This is a genomic window from Paenibacillus liaoningensis (assembly GCF_059609455.1).
The window spans coordinates 157,899-176,997 of record NZ_JCAALU010000003.1 but is presented as its reverse complement, the minus strand read 5'-3'; the positions used below and the strand labels follow the sequence as shown (position 1 = coordinate 176,997).

15 protein-coding genes are annotated in these 19,099 nt (G+C 52.2%); all 15 read left to right on the top strand.

Annotation, left to right across the window (positions count from 1 at the left end; genetic code table 11):
• The first annotated feature begins 16 nt into the window (after window positions 1-16).
• The 15 genes from AC6B99_RS05330 to AC6B99_RS05260 all read left to right on the top strand — a co-directional run bounded on the left by AC6B99_RS05330 (window position 17) and on the right by AC6B99_RS05260 (window position 19,091).
• On the top strand, window positions 17-676 hold the full coding sequence (locus tag AC6B99_RS05330; protein ID WP_496662925.1) for a carboxymuconolactone decarboxylase family protein: 660 nt from the start codon (window positions 17-19) through the stop codon (window positions 674-676).
• Window positions 677-745: 69 nt separating this feature from the next.
• Complete coding sequence (locus AC6B99_RS05325; protein ID WP_496662924.1) at window positions 746-1,939, top strand: amidohydrolase; 1,194 nt, start codon at window positions 746-748, stop codon at window positions 1,937-1,939.
• Between the two features lie 28 nt (window positions 1,940-1,967).
• Entirely contained in the window at window positions 1,968-3,575 is a 1,608-nt protein-coding gene (locus tag AC6B99_RS05320; protein WP_496662923.1) for an ABC transporter substrate-binding protein, read from the top strand.
• A gap of 99 nt (window positions 3,576-3,674) precedes the next feature.
• On the top strand, window positions 3,675-4,622 hold the full coding sequence (locus tag AC6B99_RS05315) for an ABC transporter permease (RefSeq protein WP_496662922.1): 948 nt from the start codon (window positions 3,675-3,677) through the stop codon (window positions 4,620-4,622).
• A gap of 21 nt (window positions 4,623-4,643) precedes the next feature.
• On the top strand, window positions 4,644-5,546 hold the full coding sequence (locus tag AC6B99_RS05310; protein ID WP_056033679.1) for an ABC transporter permease: 903 nt from the start codon (window positions 4,644-4,646) through the stop codon (window positions 5,544-5,546).
• Window positions 5,547-5,593: 47 nt separating this feature from the next.
• Entirely contained in the window at window positions 5,594-6,697 is a 1,104-nt protein-coding gene (locus AC6B99_RS05305) for an oligopeptide/dipeptide ABC transporter ATP-binding protein (protein ID WP_494862530.1), read from the top strand.
• Window positions 6,681-7,670 (top strand): ABC transporter ATP-binding protein, encoded by a 990-nt coding sequence (locus AC6B99_RS05300; protein ID WP_056033682.1) that lies wholly within the window; start codon window positions 6,681-6,683, stop codon window positions 7,668-7,670. The genes AC6B99_RS05305 and AC6B99_RS05300 overlap by 17 nt, the downstream gene beginning before the upstream one ends.
• Window positions 7,671-7,719: 49 nt before the next feature.
• Window positions 7,720-9,090, top strand: coding sequence for an NtaA/DmoA family FMN-dependent monooxygenase (locus AC6B99_RS05295; RefSeq protein WP_494881801.1), 1,371 nt, complete (start codon window positions 7,720-7,722; stop codon window positions 9,088-9,090).
• A 20-nt stretch (window positions 9,091-9,110) separates the two neighbouring features.
• Entirely contained in the window at window positions 9,111-10,331 is a 1,221-nt protein-coding gene (locus AC6B99_RS05290; RefSeq protein WP_496662921.1) for an acyl-CoA dehydrogenase family protein, read from the top strand.
• A 215-nt stretch (window positions 10,332-10,546) separates the two neighbouring features.
• Window positions 10,547-12,292 carry a sensor histidine kinase gene (locus AC6B99_RS05285; RefSeq protein WP_056033689.1) on the top strand — a complete coding sequence of 582 codons (1,746 nt, stop codon included), beginning with the start codon at window positions 10,547-10,549 and terminating at the stop codon, window positions 12,290-12,292.
• Window positions 12,289-13,917: a response regulator transcription factor gene (locus tag AC6B99_RS05280; protein WP_056033692.1), complete on the top strand. Its 1,629-nt coding sequence runs from the start codon at window positions 12,289-12,291 to the stop codon at window positions 13,915-13,917. The genes AC6B99_RS05285 and AC6B99_RS05280 overlap by 4 nt, the downstream gene beginning before the upstream one ends.
• A 207-nt stretch (window positions 13,918-14,124) precedes the next feature.
• The gene (locus AC6B99_RS05275; RefSeq protein ID WP_494862522.1) at window positions 14,125-16,275 is read left to right on the top strand and encodes an ABC transporter transmembrane domain-containing protein; all 2,151 of its coding nucleotides are present in this window, start codon (window positions 14,125-14,127) and stop codon (window positions 16,273-16,275) included.
• A gap of 49 nt (window positions 16,276-16,324) precedes the next feature.
• On the top strand, window positions 16,325-16,843 hold the full coding sequence (locus AC6B99_RS05270) for a hypothetical protein (protein ID WP_496662920.1): 519 nt from the start codon (window positions 16,325-16,327) through the stop codon (window positions 16,841-16,843).
• Window positions 16,844-16,986: 143 nt separating this feature from the next.
• A complete protein-coding gene (locus AC6B99_RS05265; RefSeq protein WP_496662919.1) occupies window positions 16,987-17,514 on the top strand; it encodes a hypothetical protein in 528 nt (175 codons plus the stop codon).
• Window positions 17,515-18,221: 707 nt separating this feature from the next.
• On the top strand, window positions 18,222-19,091 hold the full coding sequence (locus AC6B99_RS05260; protein WP_056033917.1) for an ABC transporter permease: 870 nt from the start codon (window positions 18,222-18,224) through the stop codon (window positions 19,089-19,091).
• The last annotated feature ends 8 nt before the right edge of the window (window positions 19,092-19,099 follow it).

Sequence of the window (19,099 nt, the reverse complement as noted above, 5' to 3'; positions counted from 1 at the left end):
TGGAGGTTTTACCCTAATGTCGAACGAAAGCTTGTACACCAGACACGCCCCTAGCTTCTCATCCAAAATATTCAGCTATGCCCCTGATGCCTTTAAGGCGTTCGGCGAATTTAACAAGGAAGCACTTGCTGATGGCGTAATTTCAGTGAAAGTTAAAGAGTTTATAGCCGTTGCCGTTGCCCATGTTACAGGCTGCCCTTATTGTATTGAAGCCCATGTCGGCAAAGCGAAGGCGCTAAACGCATCGTTCGAGGAATTGTTCGAAGCGGCGGCTGTCGGTGCTGCGGTCAATGCTCATTCCGCCTTCTATCATTCGGTCAATGCGCTTAATGCGTTCAACGGCAGCAAAGAAACGGACTTGTACAGCAGAAGCAATATCGAGCTGGTCGAGCAGCTGGAGGACGTAAATGAGGGGCTGTACAATGCTTTCTTCGAATATTTGCACAAGTCGCTTAAGCCGCAGCATATCCAAGCGAAGGAAAAGCTGCTCATCGCAGTTGGCTCGGCCCAAGTGACGGGAAGTGCTTACAGCATTGAGATTTTTACAAGGCAGGCGAAGGAAGCGGGAGCAACACTGGAGGAGCTGGCTGAGACGATCGTTGTAGCAACCGTGTTGAAGGCAGGCTCTGCGATGGCACACCGGGTGAATGCCCTTCAAGCCTACGAGCGGGAGTAGCAGCCGATTTCTAGCCATTAATAGCCTGATAATCGAATGAATAAGAAGAGGAAGAAGGGGGAAGCAAGCATGTCAGATGAAAATAAAGGCTGGAGCGGACAGCTCCCTGAGTGGGTTCATGAGCAGGTTGTCGCATGGCGAAGGCATTTGCATCAGCATCCGGAGCTGTCCTTTGAAGAGACGGAGACGGCGCAGTTTGTGGAAGATACGCTGCGCAGCTTTGGCGGGCTCATCATCAGCCGCCCAACGAAGACGAGTGTGCTGGCGAGGCTTGTCGGTGCTTATCCGGGCAAAACGCTGGCGCTGCGGGCGGATATGGATGCCCTGCCGATAGCGGAAGAAAACACGTTTGATTATGTTTCGCAAAATCCGGGCGTCATGCATGCCTGCGGGCATGATGGCCATACCGCTGTGCTGCTCGCGACAGCGCGTCTGCTGGTAGAGCAGAAGGAGCGGCTGCATGGCGAAATCCGGTTTATTTTTCAGCATGCAGAGGAGCTTCCTCCGGGGGGAGCGCGCGAGCTGGTCGAAGCTGGCGTACTGGACGGCGTGGATTGGATCGTTGGCGAGCATCTGGCCGCCCAATTGCCCGTCGGACAAATTGGCGTCGTATATGGTCAGATGTCGGCATCGCCGGATAATTTCACCATTACCGTTAATGGGGTTGGCGGCCATGCCGGCTTCCCTCATCGCTCGGTCGATACGATTGCGATTGGCGCCCAGATCGTGACGAATATTCAGCATATTGTGGCGCGTTATACCGATCCGTTGGAGCGGCTGGTCGTCTCTGTGACCCAATTCACGGCGGGAGCCTCCCATAATGTCATACCTGATAAGGTAACCCTGAAAGGAACGGTGCGGAGCTTCAGCGAGCAGGTGCGCAAGCAGGCGGAGGAGCAGCTGCAGCGCATTGTCGCAGGTATTGTTTCGGCACATAATGCGCAATTCGAGTTCCAGTATGTGTACGGCTATGATCCCGTGGTTAATGACGAAGCATTGACCCGAATCGTGGAGGAGGCGGCGATTGAAGTCGTCGGCAAGGAGCGTGTCGTTCACAACCCGCCGGGCATGGGCGGCGAAGATTTCTCCGCCTACCAGCGCAAGGTGCCCGGCACATTCATTAATATAGGAGCGGGCAACGTCGAGAAAGGCATCGTCTATCCGCATCACCATCCACGATTTGAGATTGATGAAGATGCCTTGGCAAACGGAGTGGCCTTATTCGTGAAAGCAGCAGAAAAGCTAGTGGATTGGCAGTCATAATGCACAATAACAGGGAGGCACTTTATTTATGAAGCAATATCAAAAGTTAGGAATAATCGGATTGCTCGGCGCATTGCTCATCGTTTTCGGCTGCTCCAGCAACAGCTCTGCACCTGCAAGCTCGAATGGAGCGGCTTCGCCTGTCGAATCAGCGGCGGCTGGCACGGCAGCAGGCGAGAAGCTGGCAACCGAACTGAAATATCCGCTCGCGCAAACGATTCCGACGCTTGATCCGCATCTGTCGCTTGGCGGAAGCAATTCCACGATAGCGGTCAATATTTATGAGGGACTATTCGCCTTTAATGCCAAGTATGAGCCTGTTCCTATGCTCGCCGAGTCTTATGAGCTGAGTGAAGATGGGAAAGTGTACACCTTCCACCTTCGTAAAGGCGTCAAGTTTCACAACGGCAAGGAGATGAAGGCAGAGGATGTAGCAGCCTCGCTCAATCGCTGGAAAAATACGGCGCCGCGCGCGAAAAGCTCTTTTTCCGATCGCGAGTTTGAGGTGAAGGATGACTATACGGTCGTGCTCAGCTCGGACGTGCCGAGAAATGATACATTGGCGCAGCTTAGCCATGTGCTTAATTTTGCAGCGATAATGCCGAAGGAGGTCGTGGATGCGGCTGGTCCGGATGGCGTAACCGAGTATATTGGAACCGGGCCGTTCAAGTTTGTGGAGTACAAAACCGACCAATACGTGCATCTGCAAAAATTTGCGGATTACCAGCCTGTCGATGCGCCAGCTGACGGTTTTTCCGGCAAGAAGGAAGCGCTCGTGAACGATTTGTATTTCACTTTGGCTACGGATAATGCGACGCGTTTCTCCTCTTTCCTCGCGAAGGACTTTAACAATGTCGATGTCAGTCTGGATAATTTGCCGCAGGTTGAAAATGACCCTGACGTGGAAATCATCAAAAACCTGTCCACTGATTTCAATTTGGTTTTCAATAAAAAAGGTCCGCTGTTCTCGCAGCTGAAATACCGCCAGGCTGTCGCATCGGTGCTCGATGTTGACCAGGTTTTGCTTGGCATCGTCTCCACACCGGAGCTGTACCGCTTGAATCCGAGCTACATGTACAAGGAAAATGCGAAATGGTACAGCGAGGCAGGCAGCGAAGCCTATAACCAGAAAAATCCGGACAAGGCGAAGCAGCTTCTCCAGGAAGCGGGCTACAATGGCGAGGAAGTTACCCTTCTGACGACCAAGGATACAGGCACCTTCTATAATGCAACGTTGATGGTGCAGGCACAGCTGGAGCAAATCGGCATCAAGACGAAAATCGACATTTCCGATTACGCCACGATGCTGACGAAGCGGGCTGACCCGAATGGCTGGGATATTTATGTCGGTCCATTCCTCGTGCCTTCAACGCCTTCACAGCTGCTTTATTTGAACCCGACCTATGGCTTTGCTGATGATGCCAAGCTTGCGGAGCTGCTTGAAGCTTCTACCTCGGCTATTAGCGACGATGCGATAAAAGCGGCGAATGATGCGCTGCAAGCCTATGAGTGGGAGTATTTGGCGGCGATTAAAATCGGCGATATTTACAACTACAATGCGGTTCGCAAAAATCTCGTCGGCTTGACGTACCTCAGCAACATTCCGAATTTGGCAAATACGAAGCTGGTTGAATAATAGCATTGCACAGCACTATACAGCATTGGAGCGGGCCTAAAGCAGGCATACAGCAACTGTACGCCGTGCGGAATTTCACTTTGGAGGGAGGTAAACGGTTTGACCGCTTTTATTGTAAAACGGGTGCTATCGTTGATCCCTATTCTTTTCATTATGTCGGTTATTGTCTTTCTGATCATTTACCTCATTCCGGGTGATCCCGCGCGCGTCATGCTGGGTGATGGAGCAGACGAAGCGACGATTCAGCAGCTGCGTGCCAATATGGGGCTTGATCAGCCGCTTATCATGCAATATGGCCAGTGGATCGGATCGGCGCTGCGCGGGGATTTAGGCGATTCTTATTTTTTGAAAAAATCGGTGTCTGCCGTCATAGGCGAGCATCTTCAGCCTACCCTGTCGCTCGCGCTGCTTGCCGAGCTGATTGCGATAACCATCGCACTGCCCTTCGGCATATGGGCGGCAGTCAATCGCGGGGGCTGGGCGGATAAAGCATTGACCGCCTATACGCTGCTCGGCATAACGATTCCCGGCTTCCTGCTCAGCATGTTTCTGGTGCTTCTGTTCGCCGTGCAGCTGAAATGGCTGCCGGTATCCGGCTATGCGCCGATCAGTGATGGACTTTGGAATTTCTTGAAATTTTTAATTTTGCCCGGCATTTCAGTCGGCGTCGTCATGTCGTCGGTTATTGCCAGAATCGTTCGCTCCTCCTTTCTGGAGGTGATGAACCAAGGGTATGTGAAGACGGCGCGCTCGAAGGGGCTGCGTGAGCGGAGCATCGTATACAAGCATATTTTGCGCAATGCGCTCATTCCCATTTTGACGGTCATTGGCGGAACGTTCGGTACGCTGCTCGCTGGCGCGGCGGTCGTAGAGAGCATTTTTAACATTCCGGGACTGGGACAGCTTCTAGTCCATTCGGTATCGCGCCGGGACTATACCGTCATTCAAGGCTTGGTGCTGTTCATCGCGTTCACCTATGTGCTAGTGAATTTGGTCGTTGACCTGCTTTATGCGGTCGTCGATCCCCGGATTCGGTTGAATAAATAACAGAAAGGAGGCTGGGCGCGGATGGAAAAAACACAGCCCTCGCTGCATCTGGCAAAGCGCAAGCGCACGATAGGCAATCGAAGGCGCGGACTGCTCAAGAGGCTGCTGGCAAGCAAAACAGCGTCGGCGGGCAGCGTGCTGATGATAGTGGTCGCCTTCATTTCTTTTTTTGCGCCATGGATATCCGTTTACGGCCCGCTCGACGTCGATATCGTCAACCGTTTGTCGCCGCCGGGCGCGCAGCACTGGTTTGGCACGGATAATTTGGGCCGGGACATTTTCAGCAGAGTGATGCATGGCACGCAAATATCGGCGCAGGTTGGCTTTGCCGTCGCTTTGTCGGTCGCCGTTCTAGGTCTTGTTATCGGTTTGTATGCAAGCATGTACAAGTGGCTGGATCAATTGCTGATGAGGACGATGGATGCTTTGTTTGCTTTTCCGGCGATACTGCTGGCGATTGCTATTATGGCCGCGCTCGGGCCAAGCGTTTCCAATCTGATTATTTGCCTGATTATCGTGTTCATTCCTTCGGTAGCCCGAATCGTCCGTTCAGCCGCGCTCGTCGCGAAGGAGCAAACCTATGTGGAAGCGATGCACGCCTTAGGCGCGTCACAGACGAGGATTTTGTGGCAGCATATTATGCCCAGCACGATTTCGCCGCTTATTGTGCAGAGCTCCTTTATTTTTGCCGAGGCGATTATTGTGGAAGCTGCACTTAGCTTTCTGGGGGCAGGCATTCCGGCTCCGATGGCAAGTCTCGGCAATTTGCTGGCCGATGGAAAAATGTATATATACAACTCCTGGTGGATGACGCTGTTTCCCGGCTTTGCGCTCATTATTTCGGTACTGGCGATGAATTTGTTTGGGGATGGAATCAGGGACTTGCTCGATCCTCATGTTAGACAGGGTAAAGGGAAAAAATAGGGCATCGCAGCCGGCGGGTTGGAGTCCGACTAAGGAGGGTGGAAGAAATGCCGGAGGAGCTTTTACTTGAGGTTAAAGCTTTACGAACTTATTTTCATACAGCACGCGGGAAGCTGGCCGCAGTCGATGGCGTTTCCTTTGATGTTAGGCGTGGGGAAATCGTCGGCGTTGTCGGAGAATCCGGATGCGGCAAAAGCGTCACTGCCCAGTCCGTGCTGCGGCTGCTCGATGAGAAGCATGACGTGAGCTATGAAGGGGAAATCCGATTTGCAGGCAGCAATCTGCTTGAGCTGAAGCAGCGGCAAATGCGGGAAATTCGGGGCAATGAAATTGCGATGATCTTCCAAGACCCGCTTAGCTCGCTCAATCCGGTATACACCATTGGCGAGCAAATTATCGAGGCTATAGTGCTGCATCAGAAAATCAGACGCAAGGAGGCGGTTCGCAAAGCGATCGAGCTGCTAAAGCTGACGGGCATTCCTTCGCCGGAGCAGCGGGTGTGGGAGTATCCCCACCAGCTTTCTGGAGGCATGCGCCAGCGCGTCATGATTGCGATTGCACTGGCCTGCGAGCCGCAGCTGCTTATTGCCGACGAGCCGACGACAGCGCTGGATGTGACGATTCAAGCGCAAATTATGGAGCTGATAACAGAGCTGAATCGCAAGCTGGCAATGAGTGTTCTGCTCATCACCCATGATCTGGGTGTCGTCGCGGAAACATGCCAGCGCGTCGTTGTCATGTATTTGGGGCAGGTCGTTGAAATGGCTGATGTCGCCACCTTATTCGCCCGTCCGCTGCATCCGTATACGATTGGTCTGATGGGGGCCATACCGCGAATGGATGGAGACAGAACGCAGGATTTGCAAGTGATTGAAGGCAGTGTGCCTTCGCTATCGAATGTACCGACGGGCTGCCGCTTTGCGCCGCGCTGCGCCTATGCAGACGACCAGTGCCGCAAGCATGTGCCGGAATTAACGCGCGATGCTGCCAGTGGAACGATGGTGCGCTGCTGGCATGCCGGTACTTTGGCTGAAGCGTTCGAAGCAACTGAAGCAGCTAGAGCAGTCGTAGCAGCTGAAACAGCTGAGTCAGCCGAAGCATCCGAAAGAGTCGAAGCGAAAGGAGGCGTGCAGCATGCCATCTATCCATGAACAGGAAGGCGGGCCCATGCCGCTGCTGGAAGTGAAAGGCTTATCCAAGCATTATAGTACGAAGCGTCCGGCATCCTTTCGCAAAAGTCTCGTTAAAGCCGTTGATGATGTTTCCTTTCACATTTATGAAGGAGAAACCTACGGGCTGGTCGGGGAATCGGGCTGCGGCAAAAGCACGCTCGGCAAGGCGCTGCTGCGTCTCGTTGAGCCTACTGCCGGAGAAGCGCTGTACCAGGGCGAGGATTTAAACCGCATGCCGAGCCGCCAGCTTCGGGCCAGCCGCCGGCAGCTCCAGATGGTTTTTCAGGACCCGTATTCCTCGCTGAATCCCCGCAAGACCATCGGCAGAACGCTGGAAGAGCCGCTCATCATTCACGGAATAGGCAGCCCGCAGGAACGAACGGAGCTTGCGCTGCGGATGCTGGAGACGGTGGGCTTGCAGGAGGAGCATTATGACCGGCTGCCGCATGAGCTGTCCGGCGGCCAGCGCCAGCGGATTGGACTCGCCCGGGCTCTTATTCTTGAGCCGCGGCTCGTCATCTGCGATGAGCCCGTTTCGGCGCTGGACGTCATCATTCAATCGCAAATCATTAACCTGATGCGCAAGCTGCAGCGGGAATTAAAGCTGACGTATTTATTTATCGCCCACGATATTGGCGTCATCCGCCATATATCTGATCGCATTGGCGTCATGTATTTAGGCAAAATGGTCGAGGAGGCCAGAACGGACGACCTGTTCGCCCAGCCGCTGCATCCTTACACGCAGGTGCTGCTGTCCGCTGTGCCGATTCCCGACCCTGCAATAAAGAAGGAGCGGATGATTTTGCAGGGCGACATTCCATCTCCGCTGGAGACGGTCAGCGGCTGTGCTTTTCATCCGCGCTGCCCGTATGCGGTTGAGACCTGCCGGAAGCAGGTGCCGCTCAAACGGGAGGTTGCGCCGGGCCATTTTGCAGCGTGCCATCTTGCGTAAGGCCACTTGCACACAAGCTAAGCTATTGAGGGATAGGAGAGAGTAGACGATGAAGAAAAAAATTCATTTGGGCGTATTTGAGGTGAATGCCGTCAATCATTTGACCCAAGGCATCTGGACGCATCCCGAGCAAAATCGCATTCATTATAACAGCATTGATTATTGGATCGACATCGCCCGGACTTTGGAGCGGGGCAAATTTGATTTTATGTTTTTCGCTGACAGCTACGGCTATCCGAAGGAGAGGACCGAGCTTGCGTTCCGCGAGGCATCGGGTGCAGTAGGCAATGACCCGATGCTGCTCATTCCAGCGCTTGCGCAGGCGACCGAGCACCTCGCTTTTACGATGACGACCTCGACGACGTATGAGGCTCCTTATGCGAATGCGCGCAGATTTTCAACGCTGGATCATATTACGAAGGGACGAATCGGCTGGAACGTCGTGACGACGAGCAGCAAATCGGCCGCCGATTTGTTCGGCCGAAGCGAGTTTCTGCCGCATGATGAGCGTTATGATATGGCTGATGAATATATGGATGTCAGCTATAAGTATTGGGAGGGCAGCTGGCAGGATGATGCGCTGCTCGTTGATCGCGAGAAGCGGGTATTTGCTGATCCGCAGAAGGTTCATAAGGTGAAGCATGAAGGGAAATATTTCAAGTCGGAGGGGTACCATGCTTCGACGCCTTCCCCGCAGCGGACGCCGGTTATTTTTCAGGCGGGCAGCTCCGGAAGGGGACGCGCTTTCGCCGCGAGGCACGCGGAGGGCATCTTCCTCAAGGCGCCGACGACGGAGGTGCTTCGGGACCAGATCGCTGATATTCGCAGGCGGGCCGCAGAATATGGACGCGATCCGGCAGCGGTGAAAGTGTTCACCGGGCTGTCGGTTGTAGTGGCAAAGACGCGCGAGGAGGCGCAGCGCAAATTCGACGAGTATATGCAGCATCAGAGCGCAGAAGCGACGTTATCCAGCTACGCTGGTGTGACGGGAATCGACCTGACGCAGCTTGACCCGAACGCCTATTTTGAAAATATTCATACCGAAATGGGCCAAACGCATACCGACCGTTTTACGAAGCACAGCAAGACGAAGAAGACGGTGCAGGAGGTCATGGACGATTTTGTGCAAAAGGGCTTTCGCGGACTGACCGTTGTCGGTACGCCAGAAGACGTTGCCGATCAAATCGAACGCTGGACGGAGGAAACGGACGTGGACGGCTTTAATCTGGAGCCGTATGTGCTGCCAGGCTCTTATGTCGATTTTGTCGACCTGGTCATCCCGGAGCTGCAAAAACGCGGGCTGTTCAAAACCGATTACGAAGCAGGCACGCTCCGCGAGCGGCTGTTCGGCAAAGGAGAGGCACGACTGCCGGAGCATCATCCAGGCGCTTCGTTCCGCACGCCGACCGCCCTTGTCTAATCGAAGGAAAGTAGGAGACGATGATGTTTAACGACGAGTTGCTCCTCCAGCTTGTGGAGCAGACCGAATACACGCAGCGCCAAGCGGAGCTTCTCGCCCAGCTTCGCCGAATAGGCAAGCAAAGCATTGGGCCCGCCGCCAAGCAGGTGGATAACGAAGGCGCGTATCCTTATTCCTCGCTCGCTGCGCTTAAGAGCGAAGGCTTGCAAAATCTGTCTGTTCCTGAAGCGTTCGGCGGCTTCGGCGCTGGCTACAAGGGAGATGCTGTGCTGCTCGTATTGGCGCTGATGGAGCTGGCTTCCTGGTGCTCGTCCACCTCGCAAGTATTTGCCTTGCACAATACGGGGGTACAGCTGGTTCATGCGATGGGGGATGCGGGGCAGCAGCGATTTTTTTTCGAGGAAGTCCAGCGCGGCCACCTATTCGGGAGTTTTGGGAGCGAGGCAGGGGCGAATCGTTTCGTACTGGCTAATACGCTTCGTAAAGTAGAGGGCGGCTACCGGCTGAATGGAAAAAAGATTTTTGCAACCGGCTCGCCCGGCGCAAAATGGGCGTTCTGGCGCTCGGTGTCCGAGGATGCGCCGGGCAATCAGGATGAACGGTATATGATGCCTATAGCGGAGCTTAATGGAGCGGGCATTACGATCCATGATGATTGGGACGGCATCGGGCAGCGCGGCACCGGAAGCGGCACCGTCATTGCGGAGGACGCTTTTATTCCAGAAGCGCATGTAATGGGAGGGCCAGGCGCTTATGCCGCCCATGTACCTTTTTTTGCAGCACAGTTTCATATTCATTTTGCGGCCCAATATGTCGGGATTGCGATTGGCGCTTTTCGGGAGGCTGTTGACTATTTGAAGGAGAAAGCAAGGCCTTGGTCAGAGGCCAAGACGGCGGCTGAGGACCCGATTGCGCAGCTCCGGGTAGGCGAAATGGCGGCCAAGCTCTCCTCCGCGCAGCAGCTGGTAGTTCGCGGCGCACGTCTGCTGCAAGCAGTCAATGAACGGCAAGGAGAGCCGGAACTGCACAGGGCTGTTCAAGCAGCGGCGTCCCATGCCAAAATCATCGCGACCGACACCGCGCTCGACGTAACGAATGCGATTTTTCAAATTATGGGTGCCCGCTCAGCGACGAGAAGCTGCAATTTCGACCGCTATTACCGCAACGCCAGAACGCTCACGCTGCATGACCCGGTAGACAAGCAGCGCGAGGCGGCGGGAAGGCATGAGCTGGGACTATAGCTTGGAGATACAATCAATCGCAATGAAGCACGAACAAGCATAAACAAGGAAGCACTCCGAATGTCCCATTTGGAAGGTCTTCCTTATTTGTGTTCAGCTAGTGTTTAGCTAGGCCAGCTAGGCCTGAAGAAGCAAGCAGGAATAATGATATTATTGAAAACGCTTGCAAAAAATACTATACTTTGATCAAGCGGCAGAAGAGAGAGGGGTAAAGCATGAAAATCAGACATCCGTTTTTTTATCGCACGCTCCGCTTTAAGCTCTTGTTCGGTTTCCTGCTGCTTGTCATTCCGATTGTATCCTTCATGATCTACAACAATCTGTATGCGATTAATGTCGTACGGAATCAGGTCGCCCAGTCCAATAAAAATCTGATCAGCCTCTATATGGGCCAAATTGACCGCAATTTGGAGGATGTGGAGAAATATTTGTTTAATATAGCGGCGATGGAGACTGGCCTGCTCGTACTGGAGCAGCCGCGGGAGCAAAATCCCGACGGCTATGCGTTCGAGAAAATCCAGCTGAGAAACCAATTGAGGAATGAATTGCCCAATTATAAGTCGATGGATATGTTCTTCATTTATTCGCCGGAGAATGATGATTTGATGAGCGTGTTTGGCGTTGCGCCGGATTATGCCACCGGAACCGTGATGGAGCAGAACATTGTAGAAATGATCAAGCTTGCCAAGAAGCCGCTGCAGAAGGACTGGTTCGTCCAGCATATGGCGGACGGTGATTATTTAGCTTATGTCATTCAATACGGCGACATTTATATAGGCGCGATGGGCAATGTAGATCAGCTAATGGTGCCGCTGCATTTAATTGATTTGGGTGAAAAGGGCCGGGCCTTTCTGACGGATGACCGTATGAAGCCCATTATTGATACGCCGCTGGATGGCGGCATCTCGATTGAACCTAGCGGCAGCGGGAACGAAGGCTATCAGCTTACGGGAAGCGATGACCAATTTATCGCAGTCGGCGAGCGCTCCTCACGAGGCCGCTTTGGGCTGGTCGCCCTCATTCCCGACAGCGTTGTGCTGGAGAAGCTTCCCTTTTTGCGCAGCATCGTCTCGCTCATCTCCTTTGGGGCCATTATCATTTTGCCGATTATTTTGCTGCTGCTGCGCAAGCTGGTGCTTGTTCCAGTCAATCGTATTATTATGGCGATGCGCCGCATCGAAGACGGCAATCTCGATGTGCGGATCACGAAACCGTCCTCCACATTTGAATTTGAGGTGATGAACGAATCGTTCAACCGCATGATTACGCAAATTAAGGAGCTCAAGGTTAATGTGCTGGAGGAGCAGCTGAATAACAAAAAAGCACAGCTTAAGCATTTACAGCTGCAAATCAATCCTCATTTTTTTCTTAACTCGCTTAACATTGTTTATAATTTGGCCCAAGTGAAGGATTATCACCTTATTCAGGAAATGACGCATTGCCTGGTCCAATATTTCCGGTTTATGTTCCGCAGCAATCTGTCGTTCGTGTCTCTATCTGATGAGCTTGCCCATACGATGAATTATTTACGCATTCAGGAAATGCGCTTTCCGGGCGATTTGACCTTCGCTTTCCATACGGATGACAGTCTTGGCAGGGTGCCTATCCCGCCGCTAGTCATTCAATCGTTTGTGGAAAATACAATTAAGCATGCGGTAAATACGGATACGCAGGTTCACATTGCCGTTACTGCCAAAGCGCACAATGAAGATACGCTTTATGTCCGCATCGAGGATACGGGGGAAGGCTTCCCGCCGCAGGTGCTGGCACTTCTCCAGCGAGATATGGAGCTGAGCAATGAAGAAGGCGATCATATCGGCATTCAAAATGTGAAGCAGCGGCTAGGACTGCTTTATCAAGATGCAGCACGCATGGCACTAAGCGGCAGCTCAGGTCAAGGGGCGATCGTAGAGCTGTGGCTGCCGATGCAACCAGAAGAGACAGGGGGACGACGAGGATGAGACAGCTGTTAATTGTCGATGATGAGCGGCATGCGGTGCGGGGCATTAAGGCAGGCGTCGAATGGGAGGAGCTTGGCATATCGGTTGTGCATGAAGCTTACAATATCCGAACGGCTAAGGAAATTATGAGCGACAGCAAAATCGATGTGCTTATTTGCGATATTGAAATGCCGCAGGGCAACGGCTTCGAGCTGCTCGATTGGGTGAAAATCCATTACCCGCAGACAGAGGCTATGTTTCTTACTTGCCATGCTGATTTCTCCTATGCGCAAAAAGCAATTCAGCTAGGCAGCTGCGATTATATGCTCAAGCCCGTCCGCTACCCCGAGCTGGCCAGCACGGTCAAGCGCGCGCTGGACAAGCTGGCGAAAGCCGATCTTGATCGCGAGAAGCTGCAATTTGCAGACATGTACGAGCATTATTACCGGCTATGGGAATCTTATCAGCCGATGTTTATGGAGCGCTTCTGGCAGGATTTGCTGAGCCGCTCGATCCCTTCGACGAAGGACGGCATACGAGAGGCGCTGGCGAAGCATAACATTGCTTATGAGGAGCTGCCGCTCTATAAACCGGTGCTCATTAGCGTCCAGCGCTGGCACAAGGAGCTGACGCTGCGCGAGGAGAAGATCATGGAATATGCGCTGCGCAATTCCTTTGAGGAAATGATACTCGCGAGGTCCGGACTCGGGCGAATTGTTCAGGTGCGCAGCGGGGCGCTGCTCGCGCTACTGCCTATTCGCCAGGAGGGGGAAGGCGAGCAGCTGCATGAGCAGATCGATTCCTATATCGAGGCGTGCAATCGTTATTTTTTCTGCGACTTGTGCTGCTATATGGGAAGCTCAGTACCAGTAGAGGAAATATGCGAGATGTACGAGCAGCTTGTTGAGATGGAGTCGCGCAATGTAACGCGCACGAACGAAAGGCTTAGCCCCGTCAATTGCGACGTCAGCACGGATGTTGCCCCGCTTCCTGTGATGAGCGGCTGGGCGGAAATGCTCAAGCTTGGTTGCGGGAAGGAAATGCTGGAGGAAATCGCTCAATACTTGGACGGCGTTAAGCAGTCGGGGCAGGCGGATGCCAGGTGGCTGCGCAGCTTTTATGAGGATTTTCTGCAAATGGTGCATCAGGTGCTGCATGCCAAGGGACTGCGGGCGCATCAGGTATTTTCCGCGATGGTATTGATGAAGCGGGTAGATGCCGTAACCCGGTCTATTACTGATTTGTCGGAGTGGGTAGCTGTGCTTATCCATGAGGTCAGCGGCAATCTGAATAGCGTAGACGAGACGCAGACCGTCGTCGACAAGGTCAAGCATTACATCGCCAAGCATATGAGCGATGATCTATCGCGTGAGGATATTGCCAGCCATGTATGCCTGCATCCGGATTATTTGGCCCGCCTGTTCAAGAAGGATACAGGGCTGACGATTTCCGAATATTTGCTGCAGGAGCGGGTAGCGCTCGCCAAGCAAATGCTGGCGAAGACGGAGCTGGCGATAACAAGCATTGCCTATGAGCTGGGCTACGGCAACTATTCGCATTTTTCGAAAATGTTCAAAAAAGCGACCTCGGTCGGGCCGCAGGAATATCGCAAGCTCCAGCAAAGTGGGCAGGCCAAGGGAAGCTGAATTTTCCCCTTCTCCTCTTACGAATCTAAAATAACCCTTCAGTTCCACGGGTAGCGAGGCGCCTGGCAAGCAGTAAGCCATCGTCCATCCGCTGTGGAATGGAGGGTTTTGTGCGTTTACCAAAAAGCATCCGGGCGAGCGCGAATTAGTATTGCTTTTTTTCCAGTATTCAACTATAAATAGATCAGACTTAGGGCGGAGGTGCTGGTGGATTTGCAAGCAATGATCAAAATAATGCGCCGATTTGCCGAATACAAGCTGCTGAGCAGCGTATTCTTATTCACACTATTAATAGAAGTAGCCTATACAGTGGCTTCGCCGCTTAGCTTGAAATATTTGGTGGATGAAGCTTTTACACCGCGAAACTTACAGGCGTTTATTATCATTTTGCTTATTCTGCTCGGCGGGGGCATCTTGAATGTCATTGCCGGTGCAGTGTCGGACTATTCATTAGGCAGGCTGGCTGGAGAGGTCGTTCGCAAGCTGCGAACAGAGCTGTTTGCTCATATCCAGCTCCAGTCCTTGCCCTTCTACGAGCGTTATCGGGTTGGTGATTTGGTGACCCGCTTCTCGGCTGATATGGGCTCCATTGAACGGGTGATTCGCGGCTCCAGCCCGATGCTGCTCAAAGAATTGCTTGCTGTAGCGCTTGGGCTCATGATGCTGTTTACGCTGGAATGGAGGCTGACGCTTGCCATGCTCGCGGGCTCGGTTCTCATGTTTGTGCTGCCGCAGCTTGTGCAGAAGCGCTCGGAGCGGGCGAATCGGGAGTACAAGGAGGCGCAGGAGCGCTTCTCCAATATGATCGATGAGATGGCCAAGGGGCACAAAACGATTCGGGGCCTGCATCAGCAAAACCGGTTTCGCATAAGGGGCGACAACAAAATTACGGCTTTGTTTAAGACAGGCATGAATCTTCATATGAGCAATTCTTTAATGGAACGGCTGCCTTTAACGGCTTTGCTGCTGCTCAACGGAATTATGATGGGCTTCGGCGGTTATTTAATTTTTCATGATGCGATGACTGTTGGCGGTTTTATCGCCTTCTTCACCTTGTTTATGAGCGTGGGGCAGTCGGGCTCGAATTTGGCCTTTCTCCTTCCCCAATTAATCGAATCAAACATCAGCTTCCAGCGCATCGATGAAATGATGGCCTGCAAGCCAGATTTGCCAGCAGCTGAGCATCCTGCATTACTGCCGGATACGAGCTTGTCCCTGCGCATGGAGCAGGTCACCTTTGGCTACAACGCGGGCATTCCGCAGCTGAAAGACGTCAGCCTCCAGATCGAAGCTGGCAGCTATGTTGCTTTCGTTGGCCCCAGCGGATCGGGCAAAAGCACAGCGCTCCAGCTGCTCTCCCGCTTTTATGATCCCCAGCAGGGAAATATATTTATCCAAGATGTTCCCCTTCAGGACATTAGCGAAGCCTCGCTTAGACAGCGTGCTGCGCTTGTTTCGCAGGACACGTTTTTGTTCCATATGACGGTGAGGGAAAACCTGCTGCTTGGCGACGATATCGCGGAAGCGGACATGATTGCAGCTGCAAAGCAGGCGGGCATCCACGATACCATAGCAGGCTGGCCGGATGGCTACGACACCTGGATTCGCCATGAAGGCGGCTCCTTATCAGGCGGGGAGCGGCAGCGCATTGCCATTGCACGCGCTCTGCTTCGCAGGCCGCAGCTGCTGCTGCTGGATGAAGTAACATCGGCGCTGGACCCGGCAGCTGAGGCGGACATTAACCACCTTATTGAACAATTAAAGGGTACTCGCACGATCGTAGCAGTTACCCATCGCCTCTCCTCTGTCGTAAATGCGGATCAAATTTATGTATTTCAGGGCGGTCAAGTGGCAGAGAGCGGTTCCCATCAGCAGCTGCTTAGGGAGCAAGGGCTTTACAGCAGCCTATGGGAGAAGCAGCACGGCTTCCATGTATCGGGAGATGGACGATATGCCTCGGTGAGAGGAGAACGGCTTGCGAAGCTGCCGTTTTTTGCCGGAATGGCTCCCGAGCTGCTGGAAGGCGCAGCTGAATTATTCACCTCCGAAACGTGCAGGGAAGGCGAAGCGGTTGTACGGGAAGGCGAGGAGGGCGATAAGTTTTATATTATCGTTCGCGGCATTTTTGAAATATGGAAGGCGTTTGAGGGTCAAGAGGACAAGAAGGTAGCGGTATTGCAGGACGGCGACCATTTCGGAGAAATTGCCCTGCTGCGGAACATTCCGCGCACCGCCACGGTAAAGGCAGCCGGTTCCGGCGTCCTGCTGTCGATGCGCCGCGAAGCGTTCCATCGGCTGACGAAGGAGCATCCGCAGCTGCTGCATATGCTGGAGCAAACGCTTCAGCAAAGAATGTAGCGCAGCGGCAGAGCAGGAACATTTTCAGGTGAAGAGAGGGGGATTTTAGGTGGAAATGGCGTATTTTAAACGGTGTGAAAATGATGAGGATTATGCAAAGGCCAGCTTGTTTCTGTTGAAGCACAGGCGGGATTTGCATCCCGCTTATACGACAATGGACACGTTGTCGCTGCTGTACGCTTATTTGACGGAGGGGCAGATCATTGTAGGATTGGATGAGCTGCACCAGGTAAATAGCATTTCCGGTTTTTATTATGGGACGCCGGAGCAGGATTTTCAGAATAAGGAAGTTGTTTTTGTGGATATGGTCATTGTTGAGCAAATGCATCGGGGAACGCGCTTGTTTGCAGAAGGGCTTCATTTTCTGGTCCATACAGTGCTGGAAAACCATCCGGAGGTTCGGGAGCTGAGTCTTGCAGCCTTGTCTGAAAATAGACGTCTTTGCCGGATGTATGCGAAGTTTGTAGAAGAGAAGTATAAGCGCGAGGGAGCGCTTGGAGAAGAAACGGTTTTTAGCGGTGAAATTAGAAAAATTGGTACTATGCTAAGAAAAACCAATCCAGTATAATCGTTTTTGTAGGAAAAATTAACTAAGAATGGAGGCGGACAAATGATTCCACCACGCGGATTTGGCAACAAAGACATTAAAAAAGGCAGCGGTTTCGGCAAGATTGTTAAGGTTAATGAAGCATTGAGAGCCCAAGCGAACTAATGTCGTTTATATTTCGTCCCTGTGCGCTTGAAATGGATGAAGAGGCGTACGCTGCGTTTCTGATTCAGCATCATGCTGAACTGAATCTGCCATATTCCTTCCCGATGAAGCTGAGCTTTATGGGAGGGCCGCTCATTTTGGGCAAAGGCCTGCTGCTTTTTAGGGAGGAGCCTTACGAGATTGCCGGCGCTGCGGGCTTCGTCTGCGGGACGGGCGAGCATGATTATGAGGATCAGCATATTTGCCAGATCGAGATTGCTTTTATGCGCAAGGAATATCGTGGCACCAGGCTGTTTGCGCACGGCTTGAATGCGCTCATTGAATTAATGAAGGAATCGAGCCCTGGCGTCCAACAGGTACAGTTTTGGGTGAGGGCGGATGATCGCCAGCTTGACAGGCTGCTGTCCAAATTTACAGCGCTGCAAGGCGCATCGAAGTCACCCGTAAATCATCTTATGCTTTACAAAATCCCCTTTAGCGAGCTCGAAGGCTACGTTCAGAAACGAGCTGCTAGGACTCGCCCCTAACCTTTGATAATGAAGGTTATCCGTATGTATTACTTTCCCAAACAGCTAATCTATCATGCAGCAAGCTTTTGATTATTTAGCGCTCACAGAGGCGCTCCCTACAAGTGATAGTGAAATGAATCATGAACGGAGGCGAGCACATGATCCCACCAATTGGATTTGGTAAGAAAGATATCAAGAAAGGCAGCGGTTTTGGCAAAATCGTTCAAGCAAATGAAGCCTTGAGAGCACAAGCATAAGGCTGCTCATCCTTTTTTGGCCAGAGAAGCTTGCGATAGCTAGAAATTATAGAACCATATAGAGGCCTAGAAGAAGCCTGCTCTGTACGCGCAATCGTATAGGGCAGGCTTTTTAGCTATTTATTAAAAGCAGATGCCTTTGTTCAAATATAGGAAAGGATATGTTTTTTTTATCCCTTCTCTATATTTCTCGGACTGAAACGCGCCGCGCCGCCGAAGGACGTCGACAACCGTTTCACCTTGTTCCGCTCTATCAAGATGTCGGAAGATGACAACGAAGAAGTCGGTTTAGTCGTAGTGTGCTTGCCCGCGAAAAACTAAGATAGAGGTAGAAGAAGTGAAGGGGGAACCGCGATGGCGACGACTGCAAGCACAGCGACAGCAAAACCAGCGGAGCAGCAGACGGAAGTAAGACGGGCACAAAATCCCGTATTGAAAAGGCTGAAACGTTACGCACCATTATTCATTATGATTATTCCCGGAGTCATCTATTTGTTCATTAACAACTACTTGCCGATGCTGGGGCTCATTATTGCTTTCAAGGATGTCAACTTTGCCAAAGGCATTTTGGCCAGCGATTGGATCGGCCTTAAAAACTTTGAATACTTGTTCAAAACCGAAGATGCTTGGATTATTACCCGCAATACGCTGCTCTACAACATATCTTTTATCATACTAAACCTGATTATAGCGGTGGGCATTGCCATCTTGCTTAATGAAGTAAAGAAAAAAGTGGCCGCCCGTTTTTATCAAAGTATCGTGCTCATTCCTTATTTGATCTCAATGGTTATTGTCGGTTATTTGGTACTCGCCATGCTGAGTGGTGAAACCGGATTCATAAATAAACAGATTCTTCCGCTCTTCGGAATTGATCCTATCTCATGGTATAGCGAGCCTAAATATTGGCCGGTCATTCTAGTCATCGTTAACGTTTGGAAAAATGTCGGCTACCTCTGCATCATCTATCTTGCAGCGATCATCGGCATTGATCCGGAATATTATGAAGCCGCTACCATCGACGGAGCAGGCAAATGGCGCCAAATTACGCAAATTACGATTCCGCTTATAGCACCTGTTATTACGATCATGACGCTGCTGCAAATTGGACGTATTTTCTACTCGGATTTTGGTTTATTCTATCAAGTACCGCTCAATACCGGCGAGCTGCTTTCCACAACGAACGTTGTTGATACGTATGTGTACCGTGCGCTCATTAATCTTGGCGATATCGGGATGTCCTCAGCTGCAGGCTTGTACCAATCCGTTGTTGGCTTCGTGCTCGTGCTGCTGTCCAACTATATTGTAAGTAAACGAAACCGCGACAATGCGCTGTTCTAGGAGGTTAG

What these genes read in the sequence shown, in the direction of transcription:
- AC6B99_RS05330 (WP_496662925.1), top strand. Translation starts at nt 17, where the DNA reads ATGTCGAACGAAAGCTTGTACACCAGACACGCCCCTAGCTTCTCATCC.
- AC6B99_RS05325 (WP_496662924.1), top strand. Translation starts at nt 746, where the DNA reads ATGTCAGATGAAAATAAAGGCTGGAGCGGACAGCTCCCTGAGTGGGTT.
- AC6B99_RS05320 (WP_496662923.1), top strand. Translation starts at nt 1,968, where the DNA reads ATGAAGCAATATCAAAAGTTAGGAATAATCGGATTGCTCGGCGCATTG.
- AC6B99_RS05310 (WP_056033679.1), top strand. Translation starts at nt 4,644, where the DNA reads ATGGAAAAAACACAGCCCTCGCTGCATCTGGCAAAGCGCAAGCGCACG.
- AC6B99_RS05305 (WP_494862530.1), top strand. Translation starts at nt 5,594, where the DNA reads ATGCCGGAGGAGCTTTTACTTGAGGTTAAAGCTTTACGAACTTATTTT.
- AC6B99_RS05300 (WP_056033682.1), top strand. Translation starts at nt 6,681, where the DNA reads ATGCCATCTATCCATGAACAGGAAGGCGGGCCCATGCCGCTGCTGGAA.
- AC6B99_RS05295 (WP_494881801.1), top strand. Translation starts at nt 7,720, where the DNA reads ATGAAGAAAAAAATTCATTTGGGCGTATTTGAGGTGAATGCCGTCAAT.
- AC6B99_RS05290 (WP_496662921.1), top strand. Translation starts at nt 9,111, where the DNA reads ATGATGTTTAACGACGAGTTGCTCCTCCAGCTTGTGGAGCAGACCGAA.
- AC6B99_RS05285 (WP_056033689.1), top strand. Translation starts at nt 10,547, where the DNA reads ATGAAAATCAGACATCCGTTTTTTTATCGCACGCTCCGCTTTAAGCTC.
- AC6B99_RS05280 (WP_056033692.1), top strand. Translation starts at nt 12,289, where the DNA reads ATGAGACAGCTGTTAATTGTCGATGATGAGCGGCATGCGGTGCGGGGC.
- AC6B99_RS05265 (WP_496662919.1), top strand. Translation starts at nt 16,987, where the DNA reads ATGTCGTTTATATTTCGTCCCTGTGCGCTTGAAATGGATGAAGAGGCG.
- AC6B99_RS05260 (WP_056033917.1), top strand. Translation starts at nt 18,222, where the DNA reads ATGATTATTCCCGGAGTCATCTATTTGTTCATTAACAACTACTTGCCG.